Origin of the sequence: Streptomyces sp. MH60, from assembly GCF_002939385.1 — a bacterium.
Lineage (GTDB): Bacteria > Actinomycetota > Actinomycetes > Streptomycetales > Streptomycetaceae > Streptomyces.
In genome coordinates, this window is the sequence record NZ_MULI01000127.1 from 1 (window position 1) to 12,535 (window position 12,535).

Annotated in this window: 2 protein-coding genes; both read left to right on the plus strand. The window is 72.9% G+C overall.

The window, feature by feature from the left end; translation table 11 throughout:
* On the plus strand, nucleotides 1-6,951 hold a 6,951-nt coding region (locus BZZ08_RS36990), incomplete at its 5' end, for a non-ribosomal peptide synthetase (RefSeq protein WP_133169261.1).
* Nucleotides 6,948-12,535: non-ribosomal peptide synthetase (locus BZZ08_RS36995; RefSeq protein WP_133169262.1), on the plus strand; the 5,588-nt coding region annotated here is incomplete at its 3' end. The genes BZZ08_RS36990 and BZZ08_RS36995, both read left to right, overlap by 4 nt.

The following is a 12,535-nucleotide window of genomic DNA, read 5'->3' on the forward strand; positions in this document are numbered from 1 at the left end:
CTCTTCGCCGAAGTACTCGGCACCGACACCGTCACCATCGACGACGACTTCTTCCACCTCGGCGGCCACTCCCTCCTCGGCACCACACTCATCAGCCGCATCCGCACGACCATCGGGGCCGAACTGCCCATCCGGCAACTGTTCGAGACACCCACCGTGGCCGGTATCAGCGCCACGCTCGACCAGGAGTCGGCCCGTGCTGCCGTACGGCGTCCCGGGGTCACGGCCGGACCGAGGCCTGGACGGATCCCCGTCTCCTACGCCCAGCAGCGGCTGCGGTTCCTCAGCCTGCTGGAGGACGGCAGTACCGCCTACAACGCACCCGGCGCGTTGCGGCTCACCGGAGCCCTGGACCGGGAGGCCCTGCGACAGGCCCTGGCCGACGTCGTGGCCCGGCACGAGAGCCTGCGGACCGTCTTCGCCGAGGACGAGGGCGGCTTCACCCAGGTGATCCTGGAACCCTACGAGGTGGCCCTGGCGTTCGACGTCGTCGCGGTGGACGAGGAGCGGCTCGGGGCCCGGCTGGCGGACGCGGCACGGTACCCCTTCGACCTGGCCGCGGAACCGCCCCTGCGGGCCACCCTGTTCGAGGTCGCCGACGACGAGTACGTACTCCTGCTGCTGCTGCACCACATCGCCGGTGACGGTTCGTCGATGCGTCCGCTGGCTCGTGACCTGGCCGCCGCCTACGCGGCCCGCGTGCGGGGGGCGACGCCGGAGTGGGCGCCGCTGCCGGTCCAGTACGCCGACTACAGCCTCTGGCAACGCGACATCCTCGGCACCGAGGACGACCCCACCAGCGAGATCTCCCGCCAACTCGACTACTGGACCCACACCCTCACCGGACTCCCCGACCAGCTCGAACTCCCCTACGACCGCCCCCGCAGTGAGGTGGTCACACAGCACGGCGGCCAGGTGTCCCTGCGGATTCCGGCCGAACTCCACGGGCGGCTGCACGAGTTGGCGCGGACGACGCGCTCCAGTCTGTTCATGGTGTTCCAGGCGGGGCTCGCCGCCCTGCTGACCCGGCTCGGCGCGGGCACCGACATCCCCCTCGGATCGCCGATCGCGGGCCGCACCGACGCGGCCGTCGAGGAGCTGGTCGGGTTCTTCGCCAACACGCTGGTGCTGCGCACCGACACCTCGGGCGACCCGACGTTCGCCGAACTCGTGGAGCGCGTGAGGGCGCGGAGCCTGGAGGCCTACCAGCACCAGGACCTGCCGTTCGAGCGGCTGGTGGAGGCCGTCAACCCGGAACGCTCGCTCACCCGGCACCCCCTGTTCCAGGTGTGCCTGACCCTGCACAACACCGACCCGCGTGCCACGGTCGCCGAGGAGGCGCGGCTGCCGGGACTGGCGGTGGAGCTGGAGCGGCTCCCCATCGAGGACACCAAGTTCGACCTCAACTGGGAACTGACGGAACACGTCGACGGCGTCGGGCGGCCCGCGGGTGTCACCGTCGACCTGGAGTTCTCCGCCGAACTGTTCGACCGCGGCACCGCCCGCTCGGTGGCCGACCGCTTCGTGCGCCTGCTGTCCGCCACGGCCCGCGACGCGGAGGTCCCGATCGGCGAGGTCGACGTTCTCGCCCCGGGCGAGCGCACGGCGATCCTGGACGAGTGGAGCGACGCGGCCCGGCCTCCGGTGGCGGCCGCGCTGTCCGGCTCGTCCCTGCCACGGACGGCGGACGACGCTCGCGCGTACGTCCTCGACGACTCCCTGGCCCCGGTGCCGCCCGGGGTCGCGGGACAGCTGTATGTCTCGGGCTCCGGTCCGGCCGGTGACGCCGAGGAGCAGGAGCGGTGGCTGCCGTGTCCGTTCGGCCGCGCGGGCTGGATGTACCGCACCGGCACGTCGGCGCGCTGGTCGGCCGACGGTGAGCTGCGCATCGTCGAGGTGCCCGGGCGGACACCCGCCGGCTCGGCGGACGTGTGGCCCGCACGTTCCCGGGGTCCGCGCAGTCCGCGGGAGCAGATCCTGTGCACCGTCTTCGCCGAGCTGCTCGGCGTCGCCTCCGTGGGCATCGACGACGACTTCTTCGACCGCGGCGGACATTCCCTGTCGGCGGTACGACTGCTCAGCCGGATCCGCGCGGTGCTCGGTGTGGAGCTGTCCATCCGCCGGCTCTTCGAGAATCCGACGGTCGCCGGCGTCGTCGAGGCGCTCGACGAGGCGTCGGGTGCCCGCCGGCCGGTCACCGCCGTGACGCGCCCCGCCCGGATCCCGCTGTCGTACGCCCAGCAGCGGCTGTGGTTCCTCAACCACCTGGAGGGGCCGAGCGCCACGTACAACATCCCGGTGGCGCTGGGCTTGAAGGGCGCGCTCGACCGGGCCGCGCTGCGCCTGGCGCTCACCGACGTCGTCGCCCGGCACGAGTCGCTGCGGACCCTGTTCGCCGAGGACTCCGACGGCGCGCGGCAGATCGTCCTGCCCGCCGGCCACGCGACGCCGGAACTGACCGAGGTCGACGTGGCGCCCGGCGAGTTGCCGGGCAGGATACGTACCGCGGCGTCCCACCCCTTCGACCTCGCGTCCGAGCTTCCCGTCCGGGCCTGGCTGTTCTCCGCGCACGACGGGGAGCGGGTCCTGGTCCTGGTGGTCCACCACATCGCCGGAGACGGCTGGTCGATGGGCCCCCTCGCCCGCGACCTGTCGCTCGCCTACACCGCCCGCGCTCGCGGGGACGTCCCGGCGTGGACGCCGCTTCCCGTTCAGTACGCCGACTACACGCTGTGGCAGCGGGAGGTGCTCGGTTCCGAGGACGACCCGGGCAGCGAGATCTCCCGGCAGCTGGCCCACTGGAAGACCGCGCTGGCGGACCTTCCGGAGGAGCTGGAGCTGCCGGTGGACCGGCCCCGCCCGGCACGGCAGTCGCACCGCGGCGGCCGGGTGCCCTTCGAGGTGTCCGCCGGCCTGCACGCACGGCTGGCCGCGTTCGCCAGGGAGACGGGCACCAGCCTGTTCATGGTGACGCAGGCCGCCCTGGCCACCCTGCTCACCCGGCTGGGCGCGGGCACCGACATCCCGATCGGCAGTCCCGTGGCGGGCCGCACCGACGCGGCCGTCGAGGACCTCGTCGGGTTCTTCGTGAACACCCTGGTACTGCGCACGGACACCTCGGGCGATCCGACGTTCGCCGAGCTGGTCGGCCGGGTCAGGGAGACCAACCTCGGTGCCTACGGTCACCAGGACGTGCCCTTCGAGCGGCTGGTGGAAGTGCTCAGCCCCGTCCGCTCGCTGGCCCGTCACCCGCTCTTCCAGGTGCTGCTCGGCTTCGACAACAACCAGGAGGCGCTGGAGATCCTGCGGCTGCCCGGCCTCACGGTGGACGTGCACGCGCCGGAGACCGGACGCGCCAAGTTCGACCTGGCGTTCTTCTTCGACGAGCGCCACGGCCCGCACGGCGAGCCCGAGGGTCTGGGCGGGGCCGTCGAGTACAACTCCGATCTTTTCGACCGCAGCACCGCGCAGGAGTTCGCGGAGCGGCTGCTGCGCGTCCTGGAGGGAGCCGTCGCCGACCCGGAGCGGCCCATCGGCCGGCTGGAGGTGATGTCGCCCGCCGAACGCGGCCGTGTGGTGGACGAGTGGAACCGCACCGCTCACGACGTGCCCCCGTTGCCGGTGCCGACGCTCTTCGAGCGGCAGGTCGCGGCCGAACCCCGGGCGACCGCGGTGCTCGGTGAGGACGTCACCCTCTCCTACGCCGAGCTGAACGCCCGCGCGAACCGCCTGGCGCGTCTGCTGGCCGCCTCGGGAGTGGGCGCCGAGGACGTCGTCGCGATCGCCCTCCCCCGGTCGGCCGACCTGGTGGTGGCCCTGGTGGCCGCCCTCAAGGCGGGTGCCGCCTACCTCACTCTCGACGTCTCGGCCCCCGAGCGGCGGCTCCGCGCGGTACTCACCGACTGCGGCCCGCGTGTCGTCGTCACCGACGTGGCCACCCGGCCCCTCCTGGGCGACGCGATCACCCTCGATGTCGTTCTCGACGCCCCGGAGACGGTCCGGGAACTCGCCGCGACGGCGGACGCCGACCTGACCGACGCGGACCGGGTCCGCCCGCTGGATCTCCGGCACCCCGCCTACGTCGTGTACACCTCGGGCTCCACCGGCAAGCCCAAGGGTGTGGTGATGCCGATGAGTTCGCTCGTCAACCTGCTCGCCTGGCACACCGGTACGTACTGCGGCGGTGTCGGCACCCGCACGGCCCAGTTCCTCGCCGTCTCGTTCGACTTCGCGGTGCAGGAGATCCTGCAGGCGCTGGTCGTCGGCAAGACGCTGGTGATCCCGGAGGAGCACGTCCGCCGCGACGCCTACGAACTGGCCCAGTGGATCGCCAGGTACAGCGTCAACGAACTGTTCGCGCCGACCCTCGTGATCGACGCGGTGCTGGCGGCGGCCGCCGACACCGGTGAACGGCTCGACTCCCTCACCGACCTCTTCCAGGGCGGGGAGCAGTTCCGGCTCAGTCACGAGCTGAGGGAGTTCTGCGCGAGCGGCTGGCGGCGGATGGCCCACAACATCTACGGCCCGGCCGAGACCCACGCGGCCACCACCGCGACCCTCCCCGGGGACATCGACGAGTGGCCCACCGCCGCCTCCATCGGGCAGCCGCTGTGGAACGCCTCGGTGTACGTCCTCGACGCCGGGCTGCGGCCGGTGCCGCCGGGCGTGCGCGGTGAGCTCTACATCGGAGGCGCTCAGCTGGCCCGCGGCTACCTCGGCCGCCCCGACCGTACGGCGGAACGGTTCGTCGCCTCACCGTTCGGGCGGCCCGGCGCGCGTCTCTACCGCACCGGCGACGTCGTGCGGTGGAACCACTGCGGCGAGCTGGAGTTCCTGGGCCGCGCCGACCACCAGGTCAAGATCGGCGGCTTCCGTGTGGAGCCGGGCGAGGTCGAGGCCGTGCTCGCCGACCACCCGGGCGTCGAGACGGCGGTCGTGGTCACCCGCGAGGAGTCCGCCGGCCCGACCCGGCTCGTGGCGTACGTGGTGCCGGAGGGCCAGGACGCCGACCCGGCGCTGGGCCGCACGCTGCGTGCCCACCTCGAGCAGCAGCTGCCGCACTACATGGTCCCGTCCTTCGTCGTCCCGCTCGACGAGCTGCCGCTCACCGCCAACGGCAAGCTCGACCGGCGGGCGCTGCCCGCCCCCGGCACCGACGTGGTGGCCGCGGGACCGCGCACCGAGCGGGAGAAGGTGCTGTGCGGGCTGATCGCGGACGTCCTGGGTCTCGCCGAGGTGGGCGTCGACGACGGGTTCTTCGACCTCGGCGGCGACAGCATCATGTCGATCCAGCTGGTCAGCCGCGCCCGACGGGCCGGACTCGAACTGTCCGTACGCGACGTCTTCGAGCACCGGACCGTGGCGGCCCTCGCCGAGATCGTCACCGAGACCGACACCACCGTCACGGAGGAACCCGGCGCCGGCATCGGCGACGTACCCCTGACACCGATCAAGCGGTGGCTGCTCGCGCGCACCGACGACCTGGACGCGTTCAACATGTCCGCCGTGCTGCGCGTACCGGCCGACCTGGACGCCGACGCGCTCACCGAAGCCGTACAGGCACTGCTGGACCACCACGACGCACTGCGCGCCCGTCTCACGCCGGCTCCGGGGCGGCGGCTGGAGGTCCGGGAGCCGGGAAGCGTCGACGCCGGCGCCCTGGTCCGGCGGGTGGACGCCTCCGGCGCCGACGGTGCCGGCCTCCACGCCCTCGTCCGGGAGGCGGGCGCGGCCGCCCGTGACCGGCTGCACCTGGGCGAGGGCCGGCTCGTGCAGGCCGTGTGGTTCGACCGTGGGCGGGACAGCGCCGGGATGCTGCTGCTGATCATCCACCACCTGGTCGTCGACGGGGTCTCCTGGCGCATCCTCATCCCGGACCTCGCCGAGGCGTACGAGGCGGTCTCCGCGGGGCGGCAGCCCACCCTGCAACCGGTGGGCACCTCGCTGCGCCGCTGGTCGCAGCGGCTCACCGAGGAGGCCGGCAAGTCCGCCTGGGTCGCCGACGCGGCCTGGTGGCAGGAGGTCCTGCGGTCCGCCGGGCCCCCACCGGGCCGCCGGCCGCTGGATCCGGCGAGGGATCGCCAGGCCACAGCCGGCCGGCTGACCATGACCCTGCCGGCCGAGGTCACGGAAGCCGTCCTGACCCGCGTTCCCGCCGCCTTCCACGCGGAGGTGAACGACGTGCTGCTCACCGCGTTCGCCCTCGCCTGGGCGCGCTGGCGGCACGGCGGGCCGGAGCTGCTGCTCGACCTGGAGGGGCACGGCCGCGAGGAGCACCTCGTGGAGGGCGCCGACCTGTCCCGTACGGTCGGCTGGTTCACCAACCTGTACCCGGTACGCCTCGACACGGGCGGTGTGGACCTCGTCCGTGCCTTCGCGGGCGGGTCGGCGGCGGGCTCCGCCGCGAAGCGGATCAAGGAGCAGCTCAGGTCCGTCCCCGACAAGGGCATGGGCTACGGCCTGGTCCGTCATCTCAACCCGGCCACCGCGGCCGGCTTCGACGGCCTCGCCGCTCCCCACGTGGCGTTCAACTACCTCGGCCGGTTCACCGCCGCCGACGGCGACCGGGCCGCCGACTGGACTCCGGTCACCGGCGTCGACGCCGTCGCCGGCGACCCTCCGCAGCTGCCGCTCGCCCACCCGCTGGAGCTCAACTCCCGTACCGAGGACGGCCCGGAGGGCTCCGAGCTGGTCGCGTTCTGGACCTGGGCCGAGGGGATCCTCGACGAGGACGAGGTGCGCGAGCTGGCCGAACTGTGGTTCCAGGCGCTGCGCGCCCTGGTCACGCACGCCGAGAACCCCCACGCGGGCGGTCTCACCCCCTCCGACGTCTCCCTGTCCTCCATCGGCCAGGACGAGATCGAGGCGTTCGAGGAGGAACTGGACGACCTGTTCGACGACTTCGACGACGAACCGCACGATTTCGAGAAGGAAGAAGAGGCCAGCAAGTGAGTCGCACAGCGCGGAAGATCGAGGACATCCTGCCGCTGGCCCCGCTCCAGGAGGGCCTGCTCTTCCACAGCGTCTACGACGAGGGCGAGCTCGACCCCTATGTCGTGCAGATGTCGTTCGACATCGACGGCGCGCTGGACACCGCGGCCCTGCGCACCGCCGCCGAGAAGCTGCTGGCCCGGCACGCCAACCTGCGGGTCGCCTTCCGGCAGCGCAAGAGCGGCGACTGGGCGCAGCTGGTCATGCGGGAGGTGCCGCTGCCGTGGACCGAGCGCGACCTGAGCGCTCTGCCCGAGGCCGAACGCACCGAGGCCGCCGCCGGCCTGATCGCCGCCGAACGCGCCACCCGCTTCGACGTGACGCGGCCGCCGCTGCTGCGCTTCACCCTGCTGCGGCTCGGTGCCGACCGGCACCGCCTCGTCCTGACCAACCACCACCTCCTGCTCGACGGCTGGTCGCTGCCCGTCCTCATGGGTGACCTGTTCGCGCTCTACGACGCCGCGGGCGACGACAGCGCGCTGCCCAGGGTGCGTCCCTACCGCGACTACCTCACGTGGCTGGAGGGCCAGGACCGGGACGCCGCCCGCGACGCCTGGCGCGACACGTTCGCCGACCTCGTGGAACCCACTCTCGTGGCACCCGGCGCCGACCGTGCCGCGGTCGCCGGGGCCGAGGTCCGGGCCGAGCTGCCCCGGGAGGAGACCGCGGCGCTCACCGAGCTGGCACGCGGCCGGGGTCTCACGCTCAGCACCGTGGTGCAGAGCGCCTGGGCGATCGCCCTCAGCAAGCACCTGGGGCGGGACGACATCGTGTTCGGCACCACCGTCTCCGGACGTCCGCCGGAGATCGACGGCGTCGAACGCATGGTGGGCCTGTTCATCAACACGCTGCCCTCACGGGTGCGGCTGCGGGCCGCCGAACCGCTCGCCGGGCTCGTCGCCCGTGTCCAGCGCGAACAGGCCGCACTGACCCCGCACCAGCACCTCGGTCTGGCGGACATCCAGCGCACCGTGGGGCACGGCGAACTCTTCGACACCTCCATGGTGTTCCAGAACTATCCCGTCAACCGTTCCGGCACCGCGGGCACCGGCATCGGCGCCGCCATCAGCCTGGCCCCCGGCAAGAACCGGGAGGCCACCCACTACCCGCTGCTGCTGATCGCGGCCGCCCGCGACAGCATGACGTTCCGGCTCAACCATCGTCCCGATCTCTTCGACGCGGCCACCGCCCAGCAGATCCTGGACCGCTTCGTCCGTGTCCTGCGCGCCCTCGTCGCCGACCCGGAGCAGCCCGTCGGACGCCTCGACCTGCTCACCGACCGGGAACGCGACAGCGTGCTGCGGGAGTGGAACGACACCGCACACGACGTCCCGGACGCCACGGTCCTCGGCCTGTTCCGCGCCCAGGCGGACCGCACCCCGCAGGCCCCGGCCGTCACGAGTGCCGGCCGCACGCTGACGTACGCCGAACTCGACGCCCGCTCCAGCCGCCTGGCCCACCTGCTGACCGAGCACGGCGCGGCACCCGAGCGGTTCGTCGCGATCGCGCTGCCGCGGAACTGCGACACCGTCGTCGCCCTGCTCGCCGTCCTCAAGACGGGCGCGGCCTACCTGCCCGTGGACCCCGACTACCCGGCGGAGCGCATCGCGTTCATGCTGGAGGACACCGAGCCCGCACTGCTGCTCACCACCCGCGAACTCGCCGCCGGCATCCCCGACTCGGGGGCGCCGCGCCTCCTCCTGGACGACCCGGCCCACACCGAGGATCTCGCCGCCCGTCCCGCCACCGCGCCCGCCGTGCCGATACCGCCCGGCCTGCCCGCGTACGTGATCTACACCTCGGGCTCCACCGGACGGCCCAAGGGCGTCGTCATCGAGCACCGCTCGCTCGGCGCCTATCTCCAGTGGGCCCGCGACGCCTACCCGGCGATGACGGGCACCTCGCTGCTGCACTCGCCGATCAGCTTCGACCTCACCGTCACCGCCCTGTACACGACCCTCGTCTCCGGCGGCCTGGTGCGCGTCGCCGACCTCGACGAGCGGGCCGCCGAGGGCCCCGGGGCCACCTTCCTCAAGGGCACCCCCAGTGTGCTCGCCCTGCTGGAGGCCCTGCCCGCCGAGGCGTCCCCCAGCGAGCTGATCATGCTGGGCGGTGAACTCCTGCTCGGCGAGGTCGCCGACCGCTGGCGGGCTCGCCGCCCCGACGCCGACGTCCTCAACGTGTACGGAGCCACCGAGGCCACCGTCAACAGCGTCCAGTACCGCATCCCCGCGGGGGCGCCCGCACCCGCCGGACCGGTCCCCGTGGGCCGGCCCTTCTGGAACACCCAGGTGTACGTCCTCGACAGCGGGCTGCGGCCCGTCCCGCCCGGCGTCCCCGGCGAGGCCTACATCGCCGGCACGGGACTCGCCCGCGGCTACTGGCGGCGCGCGGCCCTCACCTCCGAGCGGTTCGTCGCCAACCCCTACGGTCCGCCCGGCTCCCGCATGTACCGGACCGGCGACGTGCTGCGCTGGAACCACGACGGCCGGCTGGAGTTCGTGGGCCGCGGCGACGGCCAGGTCAAACTCCGCGGCTACCGCATCGAACTGGGGGAGATCGAGGCCGTCCTCGCCGGTCACGACGGCGTCACCCAGGCCGCCGTCCTGCTCCGCGAGGACCAGCCCGGCGACAAGCGACTCGTCGCCTACGCGGCGACCGCGGGCGCCTCCGTGTCAGCCGACGCCCTGCGCGCCCTGGCCACCGACCGGCTCCCCGACTACATGGTGCCGTCCGCCTTCGTGGTCCTGGACACCTTCCCGCTCACCCCGAACGGCAAGCTGGACCGCCGCGCCCTGCCCGCCCCCGACTACGGGCCGCAGGCGGGTGGCGGACGGGCCCCGCGCTCCCCCCGCGAGGACATTCTCTGCACCCTCTTCGCCGAGGTGCTGGGCGTCGGCTCGGTCACCATCGACGACGACTTCTTCGCCCTGGGCGGCCACTCCCTGCTCGCCACCAAACTCGTCAGCCGCATCCGCTCGGCACTCGGTGCCGAGATGGCCATCCGGCAGCTCTTCGAGACCCCCACCGTCGCCGGCCTGTCCGGAGCCCTCGACACCGGAAACGGCGCCGCACGCACGCCGGTCACCGCCGTGCTCCCGCGCCCCGAGCGGCTGCCCCTGTCCCACGCCCAGCGCCGGCTGTGGTTCCTGCACCGCTTCGAGGGCCCCAGCGCCGCCTACAACTCCCCCGTCGCCCTCCGCCTGTCCGGGACCCTCGACCGTGCGGCGCTGGAGAACGCCCTCGCCGACCTGACCGCACGGCACGAAACCCTCCGCACGGTCCTCGCCGAGGACGCCGAGGGACCCCATCAGGTCGTGCTGGACGAGGCGCGCCCGTCCCTCGCCGTCGTGTCCAGCGACGCCACCCGGCTGGCCGCCGATCTCTCCGAGGCCGCGGGCCACGCCTTCGACCTGGCCTCCGAACCGCCCCTTCGGGCCACCCTGTTCGAGGTCGGCGGCGACGAGCACGTCCTGCTGCTGCTCACCCACCACGTGGCGACCGACGCCTGGTCCCGGGCCCCGCTGGCCCGCGACCTGACGGCGGCGTACGCGGCCCGGGTGCGGGGTGCCGCCCCGGAGTGGGCGCCGCTGCCGGTCCAGTACGCCGACTACAGCATCTGGCAGCAGGTCGTCCTCGGCTCCGAGGACGACCCGGACAGCGAGGCCGGCCGGCAACTCGACTACTGGGAGAAGACGCTGGCGGGCCTTCCCCAGGAACTGCCCCTGCCCTTCGACCGCCCCAGGCCGGCCGTGGCCTCCCATCGCGGTGACGTCGTCACCTTCGAGCTCCCGCCGGAACTCCACGACCGTCTGACCCGCGTGGCCCGTGACAGCCGCACCAGCCTGTTCATGGTGCTCCAGGCGAGCCTGGCCACGCTGCTGTCCCGGCTGGGTGCGGGCACGGACATCCCCCTGGGCACCCCGATCGCCGGCCGCACCGACGACGCGCTGGACGATCTGGTCGGCTTCTTCGTGAACACGCTGGTGCTGCGCACCGACGTCTCCGGGGACCCCACCTTCGCGGAGCTGCTGGAGCGGGTGCGGACGGCCGACCTCGCCGCCTACGCCCACCAGGACATGCCGTTCGAGCGGCTGGTCGAGGCCGTCAACCCGGAACGCTCGCTGTCCCGGCACCCCCTCTTCCAGACGATGCTGAACCTCAACAACGCCGGTCCGGTGGAGGCTCTCGACGAGATCGCCAAGCTCCCCGGCCTGACCGTGCACCACGAACCCGTGGAGACCCATCGGGTCAAGTTCGACCTGGGCTTCTCCTTCGCCGAGTCCCACAGCACGACCGGCACGCCGGGCGGTCTGCGCGGCGCCCTCCAGTACAGCACCGACGTCTTCGACCGGCCGACCGCCGAAACGCTGGTGCAGCGAATGGTGAAGGTGCTGGAGTGGGCCGTGGCCAGTGGGAACGGCTCCCGGGTTTCCGAGGTGGAGGTGCTGGAGGAGGCCGAGCGGGAGCGGGTGCTGTCCGGCTGGCAGGGGGCCTCACGCGCGGTGCGTGGGGTGTCGTTGCCGGAGCTGTTCACCGAGCAGGCGGGGCGGTCGCCGGATGCCGTCGCCGTGGAGTGCGGTGACCGGTCGCTGACCTACCGGGAGCTGGACGCCTGGTCGGGGCAGGTCGCCGGATGGCTGCGCACCCAAGGCGTGGGCCGGGGCTCGTTCGTCGCGGTGAAGCTGCCGCGTTCGGTCGAACTGATCGTGGCCCTCCTCGCCGTCACCAAGGCCGGCGCCGCCTACGTTCCCGTCGACCCCGAGTACCCCGCCGAGCGCGTCGCGCACATCCTCTCCGACGCCTCACCCGCCCTCGTCATCGACGACGTGGCGATGCTGGAACAGGAGGCCGACGGCCCCTTCGAGGGTGTCAGCGTCCATCCCCACGACCCCGTGTACGTCATCTACACGTCCGGCTCGACGGGCCGGCCGAAGGGTGTCGTGGTCGAGCACGCCTCCGTCGGCGCCTACCTCGAACGAGCCCGCGAGGTCTACCCCGACGCCTCCGGCACCGCCCTGCTGCACTCCTCCGTCGCCTTCGACCTCACCGTCACCGCCCTCTACACCCCCCTCGTCAGCGGCGGACGCGTCATCCTGACCGACCTCGACGAACACGCAGCCGCCTCCGGCCAGCCGACCTTCATGAAGGTCACCCCCTCCCACCTGGGCATGCTGGAAGCCCTCCCCGACCACATATCCCCCTCGGGCACGCTCATCACCGGCGGTGAAGCACTCCTCGGCGAAGCCCTGGCTACCTGGCGCGCCGCGCACCCGGACGTCACCGTGATCAACGCCTACGGACCGACCGAAGCCACCGTCAACTGCACGGACTTCCGGATCGAGCCCAGCGATGTGACGGGTCCGGGTCCCGTACCCATCGGCCGCCCGTTCTGGAACACCCGCGCCTACGTCCTCGACAACCGCCTGCGCCCCGTCCCACCCGGCGTCACCGGAGAGCTGTATGTCGCCGGCATCGTCCTCGCCCGCGGCTACCACAACCGCCCCGACCTCACCGCCGAACGCTTCACCGCCGACCCCTACGG